Annotated in this window: 13 protein-coding genes; 5 read left to right on the forward strand and 8 right to left on the reverse strand. The window is 68.9% G+C overall.

Going from position 1 to position 17766, the window contains the following annotated elements; all coding sequences use genetic code 11:
* From mrdA to AC1DO7_RS35060, 4 genes are all read right to left on the reverse strand, one after another.
* The coding region (mrdA, locus tag AC1DO7_RS35045; protein WP_477117162.1) for a penicillin-binding protein 2 at positions 1-2105 on the reverse strand (2105 nt) is incomplete at its 3' end.
* A 106-nt stretch (positions 2106-2211) separates the two neighbouring features.
* Positions 2212-2724 carry a rod shape-determining protein MreD gene (gene mreD / locus AC1DO7_RS35050; protein WP_441621295.1) on the reverse strand — a complete coding sequence of 171 codons (513 nt, stop codon included), beginning with the start codon at positions 2722-2724 and terminating at the stop codon, positions 2212-2214.
* A complete protein-coding gene (gene mreC, locus AC1DO7_RS35055; RefSeq protein ID WP_477117163.1) occupies positions 2721-3764 on the reverse strand; it encodes a rod shape-determining protein MreC in 1044 nt (347 codons plus the stop codon). The genes mreD and mreC overlap by 4 nt, the downstream gene beginning before the upstream one ends.
* Before the next feature lie 198 nt (positions 3765-3962).
* Positions 3963-5006, reverse strand: coding sequence for a rod shape-determining protein (locus AC1DO7_RS35060; RefSeq protein WP_011296266.1), 1044 nt, complete (start codon positions 5004-5006; stop codon positions 3963-3965).
* A gap of 706 nt (positions 5007-5712) precedes the next feature.
* Between AC1DO7_RS35060 and gatC the strand changes: the two genes are divergently transcribed.
* The 5 genes from gatC to gatB all read left to right on the forward strand — a co-directional run bounded on the left by gatC (position 5713) and on the right by gatB (position 10633).
* Positions 5713-6012: an Asp-tRNA(Asn)/Glu-tRNA(Gln) amidotransferase subunit GatC gene (gatC, locus tag AC1DO7_RS35065; RefSeq protein ID WP_441621299.1), complete on the forward strand. Its 300-nt coding sequence runs from the start codon at positions 5713-5715 to the stop codon at positions 6010-6012.
* A gap of 94 nt (positions 6013-6106) precedes the next feature.
* Positions 6107-7612: an Asp-tRNA(Asn)/Glu-tRNA(Gln) amidotransferase subunit GatA gene (gene gatA / locus AC1DO7_RS35070; RefSeq protein ID WP_477117164.1), complete on the forward strand. Its 1506-nt coding sequence runs from the start codon at positions 6107-6109 to the stop codon at positions 7610-7612.
* Positions 7609-8073, forward strand: a complete 465-nt coding sequence (locus AC1DO7_RS35075) for a hypothetical protein (protein ID WP_441621303.1) — start codon at positions 7609-7611, stop codon at positions 8071-8073. The genes gatA and AC1DO7_RS35075 overlap by 4 nt, the downstream gene beginning before the upstream one ends.
* Positions 8070-9053, forward strand: coding sequence for a dienelactone hydrolase family protein (locus tag AC1DO7_RS35080; RefSeq protein ID WP_477117165.1), 984 nt, complete (start codon positions 8070-8072; stop codon positions 9051-9053). The genes AC1DO7_RS35075 and AC1DO7_RS35080 overlap by 4 nt, the downstream gene beginning before the upstream one ends.
* A gap of 119 nt (positions 9054-9172) precedes the next feature.
* Positions 9173-10633: an Asp-tRNA(Asn)/Glu-tRNA(Gln) amidotransferase subunit GatB gene (gatB, locus tag AC1DO7_RS35085; RefSeq protein ID WP_441621307.1), complete on the forward strand. Its 1461-nt coding sequence runs from the start codon at positions 9173-9175 to the stop codon at positions 10631-10633.
* Positions 10634-11534: 901 nt separating this feature from the next.
* Here the strand turns inward: gatB and AC1DO7_RS35090 are convergent.
* The 4 genes from AC1DO7_RS35090 to AC1DO7_RS35105 form a co-directional block, all read right to left on the reverse strand.
* On the reverse strand, positions 11535-12464 hold the full coding sequence (locus AC1DO7_RS35090) for an alpha-E domain-containing protein (RefSeq protein ID WP_441650392.1): 930 nt from the start codon (positions 12462-12464) through the stop codon (positions 11535-11537).
* A 72-nt stretch (positions 12465-12536) separates the two neighbouring features.
* The gene (locus AC1DO7_RS35095; RefSeq protein ID WP_441650393.1) at positions 12537-13460 is read right to left on the reverse strand and encodes a transglutaminase family protein; all 924 of its coding nucleotides are present in this window, start codon (positions 13458-13460) and stop codon (positions 12537-12539) included.
* Complete coding sequence (locus AC1DO7_RS35100; RefSeq protein WP_441621313.1) at positions 13457-16111, reverse strand: circularly permuted type 2 ATP-grasp protein; 2655 nt, start codon at positions 16109-16111, stop codon at positions 13457-13459. Before AC1DO7_RS35100 ends, AC1DO7_RS35095 begins: the two co-directional genes overlap by 4 nt.
* A gap of 26 nt (positions 16112-16137) precedes the next feature.
* Positions 16138-17766 (reverse strand): transglutaminase family protein (locus tag AC1DO7_RS35105; protein ID WP_477117166.1); only part of this gene is annotated, 1629 nt, incomplete at its 5' end.

Genomic DNA, 17766 nt, shown 5'->3' on the forward strand with positions numbered 1-17766 from the left:
GTGGCCGACGCCGCGCCAGGGCGTGCCGCCGGCGCGCTGGCGCCGGCACCGCTGGCCGCGGCGCTGCTGGTGGCGGCGGCCTCGCTGGCGCCCATCACGGTGGCGCTGGCGATGCTGGCGGTCTGGCCGGTGGTGAACACACTGGGCGTGTCCACGGGCGGCTTGCCTCCGGCGCGCTCGGATGCCGGCGGCGCAATGTCCGCCAGCTCCTCGGGCCACTTGCCCAGCAGGTAGTAGTCCATCACCTTGCGTGCGATCGGCGCCGCCACCGCGCCGCCGAAGCCGGCGTTCTCCACGATCATCGCCAGCGCGATCTTCGGGTTGTCAGCCGGGGCGAAGGCGGTATAGAGCGCGTGGTCGCGCTTGCGTTCGTCGAGCGCGTGGTGGTTGTACTTCTCGTTCTTGCCCACGGTGAAGGTCTGTGCGGTACCGGTCTTGCCGGCCGACTCGTAGGCGGCGCCGGCAAAGGCGCGGGCAGCGGTGCCCGAGTGCGTCACGCCCACCATGGCGCGCTTGATCACGTCGATATCGGCCTGCTTGAGCGGCAGCCGGTAGCTTTCCTTGGGTACCGTGAGCTCGCGGTCGCGGCTCACGGAATCCTCCACCGCCTTGACCAGGTGGGGCTTCATCGCGGTGCCGTTGTTGACCAGGATGGACACGGCGTTGGCCAGCTGCAGGATGGTGAAGCTGTTGTAGCCCTGGCCGATGCCCAGCGAGATGGTCTCGCCGTCATACCATTTCTGTTGGTCGGCCTTGCGATAGGCGCGGCGCTTCCAGTCGGTGGACGGCAGGATGCCGCGGCTCTCGCCTTCGATATCGATGCCGGTGATCTGGCCGAAGCCCAGCGGCTTCATGAAATCGTGGATGGCATTGACGCCCATGTCGCGCGCCAGCATGTAGTAGTACGTATCGCACGACTGCACGATCGAGGCCTGCATGTCCACCCAGCCGTGGCCACCCGGCTTGTCGTCGCGGAACGTGTGATTGCCCAGCGTGAACGAGCCCGGATCGTGGAAACCCCAGGCCGCGGTGCGCTTGCCGGTGGTGAGTGCCGCCAGCGCCATGAACGGCTTGTAGGTCGAGCCCGGCGGGTAGGTGCCGCGCAGCGGGCGGTTCAGCAAGGGCTTGTCGGGCGAGCCGTTGAGCTCGTTCCAGGCGTTGCTGTCGATGCCTTCGACGAACAGGTTGGGATCGAAGGTCGGCTTGGACACGAAGGCCAGGATGTCGCCGGTGGCCGGCTCGATCGCCACCAGCGCGCCGCGCTTGTCGCCGAACAACGCCTCGGCAAGCTGCTGCAGGCGGATGTCGAGCGACAGGATCAGGTTGTTGCCGGGCGTGGCGGGCGAGGTGGACAGCGTGCGGATCGGGCGGCCGCCCGCGCTCACTTCCACTTCCTCGAAGCCGGTCAGSCCGTGCAGTTCGGYCTCGTAGCTCTGCTCSAKGCCGATCTTGCCGATGTAGTTGGWGCCCTTGTAGTTGTCGGCGTCCTTGCGCGGATCGTACTTGGCGCCCTCGGCGTCGTTGGCCTCGTCCATGGCCTCGATGCGCTCCTGGTCGCGCTGCGAGATGCGGCCCAGGTAGCCGATCACGTGCGAGGCGGACTCGCCCATCGGGTACTGGCGGAACAGCCGCGCGCGCACGTCCACGCCGGGAAAGCGGAAGCGCTGGGCGGAGAAGCGCGCCACTTCCTCGTCGGTGAGCTGGCTGCGGATCGGCAGGCTCTCGAAGCTGCGCGATTCTTCCATCAGCCGCTTGAAGCGGCGGCGGTCGCGCGGCTGGATGTCGACCAGCTGGCTGAGCGACTCGATGGTGTTGTCGAGCGTGTCGGACAGCTTGGACGGCGTGATTTCCAGCGTGTAGGCCGAATAGTTGCGCGCCAGCACCACGCCGTTGCGGTCCATGATGATGCCGCGGTTGGGCTCGATCGGCGCCACCGAGATGCGGTTGTCCTCGGCCTTGGCCGAGTACTGGTCGTGCTTGTACCACTGCAGCCAGAGAAAGCGGCTGAACAGCAGGCCGAAGCAGATCACGGCGAACAGGCCCGCGGCCGCCACGCGGATGCGGAAGCGGCCGAGCTCCTGTTCGACATTGCGGATTTCGGTCATGGTACTGCGTCAGCCTTGCGGTGTGCCGCGCACCCGCAAGGGGCGCGGCGGTACTCGGTTGAGGGTCAAGCTATTGCCGGATCGCTATTGCCGGCGCGCCGGCGCGTCATATGGGCCGGGTCTCGTCCACGTCGGCGCTGCGCCGCTGCGGCGCCAGCAGCATGCTGGTGGCCAGCGGCCACAGCAGCGCCTCGATGCCCGGCGCCAGCAGCAGCTGCCAGCCCGGCAGCGGCGCGCCCATGGCCAGGCGGATCACCACCGGCACCGCGTGCGCCATGAACAGCAGCGGCAACACGTGCAGCGCCTGGGTGTAGACCGTGAACCACAGCACACGGCGGTGGATGGTGATGGCGAAGTAGGCCAGCAGGGTGTACGCCATGGCATGCTCGCCAAGCAGGCGCGCATCGTGCACATCCATCAGCAGGCCCAGCGCGAACGCCACGCCCATGCCCACCTTGCGCGGCTGGTGGATGTTCCAGAACACCAGCACCAGCGCCACCATGTCGGGAATCCACAACGTGGAGCCCCAGGGCATCAGGTTGAACAGGAAGGCCAGCACGAAGCTCAGCGCGATGAACGCCGGGTTGACCGGTCGCAGCAGGTATTGGGGATTGGTCACCGCTTGACCTCCTTGGCGGCGGGGGCGGGCTTGTCGGCGGCTTTTTCCGTGGATTTCTCGGCGGGCTTCTCGGCCGGCTTTTCCGCGGGCTTCGCCGCCGGCTTGTCGCCTCCCCGCTCGGCATCCCTGACCCCGGGCCGGCCGGCCCGGCCGCTCCTGGTTTCCTTGGCGTCGCGCGGGCCGTCGATCGCCTCGCGCGGCGGCAGCTGCGYTTCGTAGCGGATCACCAGCAGCTGGCGGTGCGAGCGCACGCCGGCCACCGGTTCGCAGTACACGCGGGAGAACGCGGTGTCGGCCTTGCGCTCGATCTGCACGATCTTGGCCACCGGCAAGCCGGGAGGGTAGGTGCCGTCCAGACCGGAAGTCACCAGCAGGTCGCCCTGCTGCAGGTCGGCCGAAGCCGCCATGAAGCGCAGGTCGAGCAGGCCGGCACGGGCGCCGCCGAAGGCGACGCTGCGCAGCCCGTTGCGCACCACCTGCACCGGAATGGCCTGTTCCTTGTCGGTCAGCAGCGTGACTTCGGACTGGAACGGCGAGACGCGCGTGATCTGGCCGATCACGCCGCGTTCGTCGATCACCGGATAGCCGGCGCGCAGGCCGTGCTGGCTGCCGCGGTCGATCACGATGCGCTGGCTATACGGATCGCGCGCGTCGTAGAGGATCTCGGCTGCCGTCACCGGCGTGGCCGACTGCTGCTGCAGGCCAAGCAGCTTGCGCAACTGGTTGTTCTCGGACTCGAGCTGGGACTGGCGCACCGAGCCTTCGGCCTCGGTCACGGCGCGGCGCTTGAGTTCGCGGTTCTCGCTGGCCAGCGTGGCCGACGATTGCGCGTAGTCGAACGCGGTGCGCAGCGCGTCGCGCGGCACCAGCACGGTACGCTCGACCGGCATCAGCACGGTGGCGGCGACCTGGCGCACCACGCGCAAGGCATCGAAGCGCGCATCGACGATGAGCAGCACCAGCGCGATCGTCACATAGAAGACGAGGCGCGCCACGGCGGAAGTGCCCTGCTTGAAGAGCGGCGGCGGAGTGTAATCCATTTACCCGTGCGCTGGCGGAAAGGTCTCCCGGCCCCACGGACGCAACGCCGCCGCCCCGCCGGGTTGGCGGGAGTCAGGCGGGGTCGTGCGATACCCTGGGCCGGGCCGGGTCGGGGAAGCGGCGCGACGCGGCGAGGCCCCGACCAGGTGATCCGGCAGGCCGTGTCGCGCCACGAGCGATATCCTCTCGCTGACTCGTTATTCGTAGGAGAAGATGCTGCCGAGCTTGTCCATGCGCTCGAGCGCCATGCCGGAGCCGCGCACCACGCAGGTCAGCGGGTCTTCGGCCACCAGCACCGGCAGGCCGGTTTCCTCGGCCAGCAGGCGGTCCAGGTCGCGCAGCAGCGCGCCGCCCCCGGTCAGCATCATGCCGCGCTCGGCGATGTCCGCGCCCAGTTCCGGCGGGGTCTGCTCCAGCGCGATCTTCACGGCCGAGACGATCTGGTTGAGCGGATCGGTCAGCGCTTCGAGGATTTCGTTGGACGACACCGTGAAGGCACGCGGGATGCCTTCGGACAGGTTGCGGCCCTTGACTTCCATCTCGCGGACTTCGGAGCCCGGGAAAGCCGAGCCGATTTCCTTCTTGATGGCCTCGGCGGTCTGCTCGCCGATCAGCATGCCGTAGTTGCGGCGGATGTAGTTGACGATGGCTTCGTCGAACTTGTCGCCGCCCACGCGCACCGAGCCCTTGTAGACCATGCCGCCCAGCGAGATGATGCCCACCTCGGTGGTGCCGCCACCGATATCGACCACCATCGAGCCCGACGGCTCCGACACCGGCAGGCCCGCGCCGATCGCGGCCGACATCGGCTCCTCGATCAGGTACACCTGGCTGGCGCCGGCGCCCAGCGCCGATTCGCGGATGGCGCGGCGCTCGACCTGGGTCGAGCCGCACGGCACGCAGATGATGATGCGCGGCGACGGGCGCAGCAGCTTGGAGTCGTGCACCATCTTGATGAACTGCTTGAGCATCTGCTCGGTCACGGTGAAGTCGGCGATCACGCCGTCCTTCATCGGGCGGATCGCCTCGATATTGCCCGGCACCTTGCCCAGCATCTGCTTGGCTTCCTTGCCCACCGCCTGGATCGTCTTCTTGGCGTTGGGTCCGCCTTCCTGGCGGATCGCCACCACCGAGGGCTCGTCCAGGACGATGCCCTTGTCGCGCATATAGATCAGGGTGTTGGCCGTGCCGAGGTCGATCGCGAGATCGTTGGAGAAATAGCTGCGGAGAAATCCGAACATCAGGAATCCTGTTTTCTGGTGGTTCGCGAGGTATGCGAAGCGGCCGGCGCCGCTATCGGGCCAGCCACGAAATTCGTTGCGACGGGTGGTATTCAAGGCCCCCCACCGTTCGGCGAGCCCGGCGCCGCGCCGGCGCCGCGTCATCCGGAGATGCGCGGCAGCCGGGACGGGGCCGCCAGCCGAGGCCCGCCCGCCGGGGGCGGGAACAGCCTCTACGGGAACCTTTGATTAGACCACGCCTAAAAGTTCGGTGGAACCGCGCGGCAATTACAAAAAATTGCCGGCCGGGGCGGCCTAATCAGAGGGCCCTTGCCTGCCTTCCTGGTTGCCCTCGGCCCGGCGTCCGCCGCCGGCTTGCCGCGACAAGGGCGGCCTGGAGGGCGGTACGGGGGCGACGGTGCACTGCGTGTGCGCCGCGGGTTCCACCGGAAAGCTCCAGCGGGCGCGGATTTGCACCAATGTGACGAAGGCGCTGCCAGGGAATGGCAACGCGCAATGATACCTTATAATTCCCCCTGTTTCGGGGGCTTCTTCCTCGAAAAAACGTGTAACTTTGACGATTCCGGGGCGCTCCCGGCAGCACTCGCCCCGCCCGCCCCGGCGGCGCGCGCCTTGCCTCTCGCTACCGCGCCCGCTTCCGGATTCGCCTCCCGCCATCACGCCGATACAACACCGATTTCGCATCGACCACGCACCGACCCAAGCCATGGCTCTCGACCTATCCGACGTCAAGCGCATCGCCCACCTTGCCCGCATCGAGATCAACGATGACGAGGCAGGGCATACCCTTGTGCAGCTCAATCAATTCTTCTCCCTGGTCGAACAGATGCAGGCGGTCGACACCACCGGCGTGGAACCGCTGGCCCACCCGCTGTCCACCGTGCGCGAGATGTCGCAGCGCCTGCGCGACGACGCCGTGACCGAAACCGACCGCCGCGACGACTACCAGCGCCCCGCGCCGGCCACCGAAGGCGGCCTGTACCTGGTGCCCAAGGTCATCGAGTAAAGGTCAGCGCCTCACGGCCCCCGAACCCGGCGGCTCCCGCCGCGCCGGCTTGCCGCGCGCCGGCCGCCCCTCCTGCCAAGCCATACCGACCGACATGTCCTTTTCCGCAACTTCAGTGACCTCCCTGCGCCAGCTCGCCGACGCGCTGGCGGCGCGCACCGTTTCCGCCGAGGAACTGGCGCGCGACTACCTTGGCCGCATCGAGCAGGCCACCGCGCTCAACGCCTTCGTCGACGTCAACCCCGAGCTGACCCTGGCGCAGGCGCGCGCCGCCGACGAACGCCGCGCGCGCGGCGAAGCCGGCCTGCTGACCGGCGTGCCGATCGCCCACAAAGACGTGTTCGTCACGCGTGGCTGGCGCGCCACAGCCGGCTCGCGCATGCTGGCCGGCTATGAAAGCCCGTTCGACGCCACCGTGGTCGAGCGCCTGGGCGCCGCCGGCATGGTCACGCTGGGCAAGACCAATATGGACGAGTTCGCGATGGGCTCGTCCAACGAGAACTCGCACTTCGGCGCGGTCAAGAACCCGTGGGACCCTGCGCGCGTGCCGGGCGGCTCCTCGGGCGGCTCGGCGGCCGCCGTGGCCGCGGGCCTGGCGCCGGCCGCCACCGGCACCGACACCGGCGGCTCGATCCGCCAGCCGGCCTCGTTCTCCGGCATCACCGGCATCAAGCCCACCTACGGCCGCGTGTCGCGCTACGGCATGATCGCCTTCGCCTCCTCGCTGGACCAGGGCGGCCCGATGGCGCACACCGCCGAAGACTGCGCGCTGCTGCTGGGCGCCATGGCCGGCTTCGACGAGCGCGACTCGACCAGCCTCGCGCCCGCGCAGGGCGGCGTGGACGAAGACTTCACCCGCCTGCTCGGCCAGCCGCGCGCCGGCGCCAGTGCCGCCAAGCCCTTGTCGGGCCTGCGCATCGGCCTGCCCACGGAATACTTCGGCAAGGGCCTGTCGGCCGACGTCGAGCAGGCCGTGCGCGCCGCGCTGGCCGAGTACGAGAAGCTCGGCGCCACGCTGGTCGAGGTCTCGCTGCCCAAGACCGAGCTGTCGATCCCGGTGTACTACATCATCGCGCCGGCCGAGGCCTCGTCCAACCTGTCGCGCTTCGACGGCGTGCGCTACGGCCACCGCGCCGCCGAGTACCGCGACCTGATGGACATGTACAAGAAGAGCCGCGCCGAAGGYTTCGGCSCCGAGGTCAAGCGCCGCATCATGGTGGGCGCCTACGTGCTGTCGCACGGCTATTACGACGCGTACTACCTGCAGGCGCAGAAGATCCGCCGCATCATCTCCGAGGACTTCCAGCGCGCCTTCGCCCAGTGCGACGTGATCATGGGCCCGGTGGCGCCCACGGTGGCGTGGAAGCTTGGCGAGAAGAGCGCCGACCCGGTGCAGATGTACCTGGCCGACATCTTCACGCTGTCGACCAGCCTGGCCGGCCTGCCCGGCATGAGCGTGCCCTGCGGCCTGGGAGAAGGCGGCATGCCGGTCGGCCTGCAGCTAATCGGCAACTACTTCGGCGAAGCCGAGCTGCTGCAGACCGCGCACGCGTTCCAGCAAGCCACGGACTGGCATCTGCGCCGGCCCGCGCAGGCATGACGGCGCGGCGCTGGCTGGTTCGCATCGCGGGCGGCATCGCGCTGGCCGCGGGGCTGGCCGCCTGCATTCCGCTGCCGCGCTTCGGCCAGCCCACGCCGATCGCCAGCCGCGACATCGACCTGGCCGGCGACTGCCGCCGTACCGAGGAGGACGGCTTCCGCGAGGACGCGCAGCTGCGCGTGGCCGACAACACGGTGCAGCAGCTGTCGTGGAAACTGTGGGTGGGCAAGCGCGGCTCGTGCAGCTTCAACCTGGCCGAGTTCCGCCAGACCCAGAAGAAGCCGCATATCGAGCTGCGCGCCAACGACGGCAGCGCCTGCAAGCTGATGGTCTGGCAGGACCCGCGCCGTGTCACGCTGGCGCACGCCAACTGCCAGCAGCGCTGCTCGCCGGGCATCTATGAAGAGGCCTGGCCGGTGATGTTCGAACCTGGCACCGGCGGCTGCGCCCAGATCCGATGAAACTCACCCGGGCCTTGCCCCTGCTCCTCTTCCCCCTTCGCGCCCTGCGCGCCGCGGCCTTGTGCCTCGGCGCCGGCGCCGCGCTGCTGGCAAGCCCCGCCATGCACGCGCAGGCCTCGGTGCCGGCCGCCGCCGCGGAGTCCGCCATGCCGGCGGCGCAGGCGGTGCGTTTCCCGGGAACGGACGAAGGCAAGCCGCTCGACGCCTACTGGTTCGTGCCGCAACACGGCGCCACCGCGCCCGCGCAGGCCATGCCGGTAGTGGTTGCGCTGCACGGCTGCGCCGGGCTTTACCAGCGCGGCGGCACCGACGCAGCGGCGCTGCAGGCGCGCTACCGCGACTACGTGCGGTGGCTCACCGCGCGCGGCTACGCAGTGCTGCTGCCCGACAGCTTCGCCCCGCGCGGCAAGCCGCAGGGCATCTGCACCGAGCCCATGGCCACGCGCGACATCGACGACACCGTGCGGCGCGGCGACGTGCTGGCCGCGCTGCAGTGGCTGGCGCGGCAGCCCGGCGTGGACACCGGCCGCATCGTGCTGCTGGGCTGGTCCAACGGCGCGCAGGCCGTGCTCAGCGCCATCGACGCCAGCCGCGACTGGCCCGCCGGCGCACCGTCCATCGAACGCGCCGTGGCCTTCTACCCGGGCTGCAAGAGCGCCGTGCAGCGCCATGGCTTCCGCCTGCGCGCGCCCTTGCTGCTGATGACCGGCGGCGCCGACGACTGGACCCCCGCCACGCGCTGCGCCATGCTGYGCGAAGCCGTGGCGGCGCGCCAGCCCGAGGCGCGCTTCCGCCTGGAGATCTACCCTGGCGCCTACCACGGTTTCGACGCCTTCGAAGGCGCGGGCGAGCTGCGGGTGCGGCGCGACGTGCCCAACGGCACGCATCCGGGCCGGGGCGTGACGGTGGGCGCCGACCCGGTCGCGCGCGACGCGGCGCTGGCGCAGCTGGATTCATGGCTGGCCAGCCCGAATCCCTGAGCGTAGCGGCACGGGGCACGCGGCGTGCAGGAACACGAAAGCAGCAAAGCACGAACGACGAACAACGAACGACGCAGTACAAGTAGCAACACATACCGCACACGAACAGGAATACCGCCATGCAATGGGAAGTGGTGATCGGCCTCGAGACGCACACGCAACTGTCGACGGCCTCCAAGATTTTCTCCGGCACCTCCACCGCCTTCGGCGCGGCGCCGAACACGCAAGCCTCGCCGGTCGACCTGGCGCTGCCCGGCGTGCTGCCGGTGCTCAACCGCGGCGCGGTCGAGCGCGCCATCGAGTTCGGCCTGGCGATCGGCGCCACCATCGCGCCGCGCAGCGTCTTCGCGCGCAAGAATTACTTCTACCCTGACCTGCCCAAGGGCTACCAGATCAGCCAGTACGAGCTCCCGGTAGTGCAAGGCGGCAGCATCAGCATCCAGGTCGAGGGCAAGAAGGGCGAGACCTACGAGAAGACCGTGCAGCTCACGCGCGCCCACCTCGAGGAAGACGCCGGCAAATCGCTGCACGAAGACTTCGCCGGCATGACCGGCATCGACCTGAACCGCGCCGGCACCCCGCTGCTGGAAATCGTCACCGAGCCCGACATGCGCAGCGCGGCCGAGGCCGTGGCCTACGCCAAGGCCCTGCACGCGCTGGTGGTATGGCTGGGCATCTGCGACGGCAACATGCAGGAAGGCAGCTTCCGCTGCGACGCCAACGTATCGGTGCGCCCGTACGGCAACCCCAAGCTGGGCACGCGCCGTGAGATCAAGAACCTCAACTCGTTCCGCTTCCTGCAGCAGGCCATCGAGTACGAAGTGCAGTGGCAGATCGCCGAGATCGAGGACGGCCGCGAGATCCAGCAGGCCACCGTGCTGTTCGATCCGGATACCGGCGAGACGCGCGCCATGCGCACCAAGGAAGACGCGCACGACTATCGTTACTTCCCCGACCCCGACCTGCTGCCGCTCGAGATCGACGCCGCCTGGATCGAACGCGTGAAGGCCGCGCTGCCGGAACTGCCCGCGGCCATGCAGGCGCGCCTGGTATCGCAGTACGGCCTGTCCGCCTACGATGCCAGCGTGCTGACCGCTTCCAAGCCGCTTGCCGGCTACTTCGAAGCCGTGGTTGCCGAAGCCGGCGCGGCCAACGCCAAGCCCGCCGCCAACTGGCTGATGGGCGACGTGTCCTCCCTGCTCAATCGCGAAGGCATCGCGCTCGACGCCGCCCCGGTCAAGCCCGCCCAGCTGGCGAAGCTGCTGGTGCGCATCGCCGACGGCACGGTGTCCAACAACACCGCCAAGAAGGACGTGTTCCCGGCCATGTGGGCAGGCGAGCAAGGCGGCGACGCCGACGCCATCATCGCTGCCAAGGGCCTCAAGCAGATGTCCGACTCGGGCGAACTGGAGAAGATCATCGACGACGTGCTGGCCGCCAACGCCAAGTCGGTGGAGGAATTCCGCGCCGGCAAGGAGAAGGCGTTCAATGCCCTGGTCGGGCAGGCCATGAAGGCCACCAAGGGGAAGGGGAACCCGGCGCAGGTGAATGAGTTGTTGAGGAAGAAGTTGGGGGCATGAGGATTGGCCTTCTTGCCCGGGTTGCTGTGGGCCTGGCGGCCCGGGCCTTTTGGGTCCTTCAGGTGCATGCAAGTGCGCCTGTCTCTGTGGGCCTGGCGGCCCGGGCTTTGGTTGGTTTATTTTGGCGTCTTTGGTGGAGTCTGCTTGTCTCTGTGGGCCTGGCGGCTTGGGCTTTGGTTGGTTTATTTTGGCGTATTTGGTGGAGTCTGCTTGTCTCTGTGGGCCTGGCGGCCCGGGCTTGATAGCCCGTTCGCACACATGTAAGTGTCACTTTTCTTTTCTCGAAAAGAAAAGTAACCAAAAGAAAGCGATTCTTGCAGAAGGCTGGGCGCTCAGACTTCAAGTCTGACGCTGGTTTCGTGGTGGGTCTCGTGGCTTCGGCTCGACTGCTGACGCTACCGGCTTGCTCGCCTGCGGCGTCGCGGGCGGTGTCCGATTCGTGGCGGCGCTGCATGATGGCGGCGGCCCAGGTGGTTCAGGCTGCTGCCGCGACCGGGGTGGATGGGCGCGTCATGGGAACGGCACTGGTTTCGTGGTGGGCGCGGTGGACCGGGGCGCGGGTGTAGTTGACCCCGAAACCACCACCTCCAGCAGGATTGTGGCCGCCAGCACCGGTAACGGCAGGATGCCAGTAGAACCACAAACCCCACGACGAAACCAGCAATACCAGAAATCCCAACGTTTCTGCCCCTGCCGGCCAGGCAGTCCGCTTTCTTTGCCTACTTTCTTTTCGGAAAAAAGAAAGTAGGTCGCTCCGGGGGAGCGAAAGCCTTTGACTTTGATGTTGATTTTGAGCTTTTAAAGAATTTGACCTTGAAGTTAAATCCTTTGACTTTGATGTTGATTTTAAGCTTTTAAATAATTTGACTTTGATGTCGAAACACACCCCCCGCAGCCCCCCTCACCCCCGCATCAAAAAACTATGACTCACCCCACTCCCCACCTCATGCACCCTCCGCAAGAAATCCCCCAACCACCCATGAATCCCGACAGAAAAAATATCCTCGATCCGGGCAAACTTAAGCTCCGCATGCAGCTTGCCCGCACGCCTCTCAGTCTCCGCTGAAGCCACATTGCGCACCTGCGCCAGCAAGGACACCACCTCCCGCAGGCTGGCCGCCAGCGAGCGCGGCATGTCGGGATGCACGATCAGCAGTTCGGCCACGCGTTCCGGCGTGACCGCCGAGCGATAGACCTTGCGGTACATCTCGAACCCCGAGACCGAGCGCAGCACCGCGGCCCACTGGTAGAAGTCGCCCTGCTGGCTACCCGGGTCGGTGGCCTGGAACTTGACGTCGAGCAGCCGCGCGGTGTTGTCGGCGCGCTCGAGGAAGGTACCCAGGCGCATGAAGCAATAGGCTTCGTCCTTGAGCATGGTGCCGGCTTCGACGCCGCGCGTGAGGTGGGAGCGGAATTTGACCCATTCGAAGAACTGCGCGGGATCGTGCCGCAGGATGCCGTCGGCGACCATCTGCTGGACATCGAGCCAGGTGGTGTTGATGGTTTCCCACAACGGCGTGGTCAGGGCGCCGCGCACGGCGCGGGCATTCTCGCGCGCGGCGCGCAGGCAGGACATGATCGAGGCCGGGTGGCTGAGGTCGCGCACCATGAAGTCGAGCACTTCCTCGTGCACCACCGCGCCGTGATGCTCGGCAAAGACCGGCGTGAGCTCGGTCGCGTCGAGCATGGCCAGCCAGCCCTGCCGGGCCTCGTCGCGCGACTGCGGCAGCAGCGCGGTCTGGTGGTTGACGTCGAGCATGCGCGCGGTGTTCTCGGCACGCTCGGTGTAGCGGGCCATCCAGAACAGGTGGTCGGCGGTGCGGCTCAGCATATTGACTCCCCTTTTTTCGGCAACCCCTGCACAACACAGGCAATTGGCTTGCCAGCCGCGTCGGGGCGCTGCCTATTCCACCTGCAGCACGCTGACCTCCACGTCCACGCCATGCGCGCCGCCGCCCACGATGACGCCGCGCAGCAACGAGACATCGCTATAGTCGCGCCCGAACGCCAGCGTCACATGGCCGGTGTCGGCCAGCACGTCGTTGGTGGGATCGAGGTCGACCCAGCCGGTCAGCGGGCAATACACCGACAGCCAGGCGTGCGAGGCATCCGCGCCGATCAGCCGCGGCTGGCCCGGCGGCGGCTCCGTGCGCAGGTAGCCGCTGACATAGCGCGCGGCCAGGCCGAGCGAGCGCAGGCAGCCGATCATGACCTGCGCGAAATCCTGGCAAACCCCGCTGCGCAGCGCGAAGGCCTGCAGCGCCGGGGTGGCCACCTCGGTGACCTCGGGCTCGTACTCGAAGTCGGCGTGGATGCGGTGCATCAGGTCGATGGCGCCGGCCACCACCGGCACGCCGGGCGCGAAGCTGGCCAGCGCATAAGCCTTCAGGTCCGGATGCAGGGCCACGTTGGGCGAGGCGAAACAGAACTCGCTCTCGGGCCGGAAGGCCTGCCCGGCGCGAAAGCGCAGCGCGGCGACGGCGTCTTCCCACGGCATGCTGGCGGCCGGATCGAGCGCGTCCCAGCGCGGCAGCACGCGCACCGTGCTCTCGCAGCAGAGCTGCATGAAGTCGTGCGGCACGTCGATGGTGAAGTACAGCACATGGTTGCCGAAGGCGTCCGTGCCGGCATGCTGGTGCGAAGGCTCGGGCTCGACCTGCGTGCTGTGCGACAGCACCGTTTGCCACGGGCACGTCACCGGGTACACCACGGCGCGTTGCTGGGCATTCTCCACCGGCGCGGAATACTCATAGGTGGTCTTGTGATGCACTGTGAGCGCGGCGGGGGCGGGCACCGCGGCCGCCGGATCGTTGGCCGGCACGCTCATGGCCGCACCCGCACGCCGGCCATGCCGGCGTGGCTGAAGTAGCGCGCGCTGATCTCGTCGGAGAGCTGCCCCACCAGGCTGCTCAACTGGTCGCACGCCTGCACCAGATTGGTGTATTGCCCGCTTTCGTCGCGCCGGCATAGTGCATCCCAGCCGGGCAGTGCCTCCACCGCGGGCAGCCATTGCGGCAGTGGCGTGCGTCCGGTGCCCGCCGGGCTGGCCGGCGGCGTGAGCTGGCCAAGCTTGACGCGCAGCCGCGCCAGCACGCCGTAGAGCCCGCGCGGGTTGGTGGGTTCGATCACAACCTGCTCGACCAGCGCCGGCACGTCGGTGCGCCCGGGGTAGAGCGCGCGGAAGGTGAGCGTGCTGTCGAACAGGTGCAGCAGCAGGTCGAAGCCACTTCGGTGCAGCAGCGCGCCGTGCCGGGTGAACACTTCCAGGAAGGTCGACAGCGTCGACACGCGTTCGATATGCCGGCCGATGAACAGCAGGCGCCACGCCTCGTCGCGCATCATGCGGTCGCCCTGGGCGCCGCTGATGGCGGCCAGCTGCATGCCGAGATGGTCGAGCGCGGCCAGCACGCGCGGGCGGTCGTAGTAGCCGCAGTCGCCGCTGCCGGACGCGCCGGTGCAGGCGGCCGCCATGGCGTCGCCGAAATCGTTGCGGGCGGCCAGGATCATGCGCCAGTGGTCGTTGGACAGGCGGTTGCGGATCTCGGTGGCGGCGAGCACATGGCTGGCCAGGTTCTGGCCCACGCTGGTCCAGCCGGCGCTTTCGGCCAGCGCCGCCACCAGGCTGCGCTCGAACACGCGCAGCGATGCGCGCGGCTGCGGCGCGCCGGTCGGCAGCAGGCCGCAGGCGACCACCAGCTCGCCGATGACGTCGAGCACGCTGTCGTCGCGCTCGTCGCTGCTTTCGATCGAGCCCAGCACGAGCCGGCACAGGCGCACGTTGTTTTCGGCGCGCTCGGCGTAGCGGCCTGCCCAGAACAGGTTCTCGGCGGCGCGGCTCGACACCGCCAGCGGCTTGGCCGCGCGGCCGGGATGCGCGGCGCCGAGCATGGGCGTGGCCGGCACCGGCGCGGGCTGCGCCGGCTGGCTCGACAGCACCCAGGTGTCCACGCTGGAACCGCCGAGCTGCATCGACACCCCCGGCTGGCCCTCGCCCGCCAGCCGCGTGAAGCCGCCCGGCATCACCTGCCAGCCGCCGCGCCCGTCGGCGATCGCGAAGACCCGCAGCATGGCCGCGCGCGAGCCGATGTGCGGCCCCTCCCAGCGCGGCGCGTGCGACAGCGGCAGGTCGGCCTGGATGGTAAAGAGATCGGGCACCTGTTCGATGCGCTCGCGCCAGTCTGCCAGCCGCTGCAGGCCCAGCTCCATGCCCAGGCGCGGGCCTTCCCACGGCTGCGCCAGCCCGCGCGGGTAGGTCGGCATCAGGAACGCTTCGCTGAACTGCGCCAGCGCCTGCGCGCGCGCCGAGGCCTCGCCGCACCACCAGCTCGGCACGCTGGGCAGCAGCAGCGGCTCGCCCAGCAGCTCGCGCGCGATGCCCGGCAGGAAGCCGTGGATGGCCGGCGTTTCCATGAAGCCGGAACCCGGTGCGTTGGAGACCAGCACGTTGCCCGCGCGCATCGCCTGCAGCAGCCCGGGCACGCCAAGCGTGGAATCCTGGCGCAACTCCACGGGATCGCAATAGGCATCGTCGAGCCGGCGCAGGATCACGTCCACGCGCTCCAGCCCGGCCAGCGTCTTCAGGTAGACCACCTCGTTGCGCACCGTCAGGTCCTTGCCCTCGACCAGCGTGATGCCGAGGTAACGCGCCAGGAAAGTGTGCTCGAAGTAGGTCTCGTTGTACGGGCCGGGGGTCAGCAGCACCACGTGCTTGCCGGCCGCGGCCGCCGCGCCCGCGGCGCCGGCCGCGGTCAGCTGCGTGACCGCGCCGGCCGTGCGGATGGCGGGCAGCTGCGCCAGCGTGGCCACCAGCTGCGCGAAGGCGGCGGGCAGGCGGCGCACGCGCAGTTCGCGGAAGGCATCGGTGAACAGGCTGGAGATGATGAGCCGGTTCTCCAGCGCGTAGCCCATGCCGGACGGGGTTTCCGTGCGGTGCGCCATCACCGTCCAGCCGCCCTCCGCGGTGTGCGCCAGGTCCACCGCGACGATATGCAGGAAATTGCCGTCCGGCGGCTGGTAGCCCTTGAGGGGGCGCAGGTAGCCGGGATGGCCGAAGACCAGCCCGGCCGGCAGCAAGCCCTTGGCCAGCAGGGTCTGCGGCCCGTAGATGTCGGCCACCATGGCGTTGGCCAGGCTGGCGCGCTGGATCACGCCGCGCTCGATCACCTGCCAGTCTTCCTCGGCTACCAGGAAGGGCAGCAGGTCCAGCGCCCAGGCGCGCGCGGCGCCGTTGTCGGCGTAGACGTTGTAGGTCACGCCGTTGTCGCGGATCTGGCGCGCCATGGCGGCGGCCTGCTGGCCGAGCGCGCCGATGCCGTCCTCGCCCAGCACCTGGAAGAAGCCTGCCCACGGCTCGCGCAGGCCGCCCGAGCACGCGCCGAGCTCGTCCAGGTGTCCCGCGGGCACCGCGCGCGCGCGGCGCATCGCCGCCTCGGCGGCGGGAGCGGATTCGTCGAAGGGCAGGGAGGGCTGCAAGGGCACGGGGCGAAGCTCGGCGGCGGGGCGGATCAGCGTTGCCGCAGGTCCAGCGTGAACGGAAACTCGAGGCTGCGCGCAGGCTCCTCGATGCGCATCACGCCCGGGGTGTGGCCGAGCGTGAAGAAGCGCGCCAGGCGCCGGCTTTCGGCCTCGTAGGCATTGACCGGGAAGGTCTCGTAGTTGCGCCCGCCCGGATGCGAAACATGATACCGGCATCCGCCGATGCTGCGCGCCATCCAGCTGTCGACTACGTCGAATGTCAACGGAGCGTGCACGCCGATGGTGGGGTGCAGCGCAGACTGGGGCGCCCAGGCGCGGTAGCGCACCCCGGCCACGAATTCGCCGGCCCGCCCGGTGGGCTGCAACGGCACCGCGCGGCCGTTCACCGTCACCACGTGGCGGCTCTCGTTCATGCCCAGCACGCGCACCTCGATGCGCTCCAGCGACGAATCSACGTAGCGCACCGTGCCGCCGGCGCTGCCCTCCTCGCCCATCACGTGCCAGGGCTCGAGCGCGCTGCGCAAGGTCAGCGCCAGGCCGCCGGCGGCCAGCTCGCCCACGCGCGGGAAGCGGAACTCGAAATGCGGGGCGAACCAGGCATTGTCGAAGGCGAAGCCGGCCTCGCGCATCTCGCTGAGCACATCGTCGAAATCCATCTGCACGAAGGTGCCGAGCAGGAAGCGGTCGTGCAGCTCGGTGCCCCAGCGCGTCAGGCGCGTGCGATACGGCTGGCGCCAGAAGCGCGCCACCAGCGCGCGCAGCAACAGTTGCTGCACCAGGCTCATGCGCGCATGCGGCGGCATCTCGAAGGCGCGCAGCTCCAGCAGGCCGAGGCGCCCGGTGGGGCCGTCGGGCGAGTAGAGCTTGTCGATGCAGAACTCGCTGCGGTGCGTGTTGCCGGTGACGTCGATCAGGATGTTGCGCAGCGTGCGGTCCACCAGCCACGGCGGCATGTAGCCGCCGCCCTGCGCGCCGCCCAGCCGGTCGAGCTGGTGCTGCAGCTCGGCAAAGGCGACCTCCAGTTCGTAGAGCTGGTCGTTGCGCGCCTCGTCCACGCGCGGCGCCTGGCTGGTGGGGCCGATGAACATGCCCGAGAACAGGTAGGACAGCGAGGGATGGTTGTGCCAGTACGCGATCAGGCTGGCCAGCACGTCCGGGCGGCGCAGGAAGGGACTGTCGGCCGGCGTGGCGCCGCCCAGCACAAAGTGGTTGCCGCCGCCGGTGCCGGCATGGCGGCCGTCCACCATGAACTTCTCGCTGCTCAGATAGGTCTCGTGTGCCGCCTGGTAGAGGTATTCGGTGTGGTCGACCAGTTCGTCCCAGTCGGCGGCGGGATGGATGTTGACCTCGATCACGCCGGGATCGGGCGTGACCTGCAGCAGCTTCAGGCGCACGTCGCGCGGCGGCGGATAGCCTTCGAGCACGATCTTCACGCCCAGCGCCGCGGCGGTGGCCTCCACCGCCGCCAGCAGTTCCAGGTAATCCTCCAGCACGGTCAGCGGCGGCATGAAGACGTAGATCATGCCGCGCTTGTCGCCGGCAGCCGAGAGCTCGGCCTTGGGGCCGGCCGCGCGGCTGGGATGGCGCACTTCCACGCACAGCGCGGTGCGCGTGATCCAGCCCGCGGACTCGCCGTGTGCCGGCACGCGGGCGAGATC

This window comes from Cupriavidus sp. 05N40, assembly GCF_056397305.1.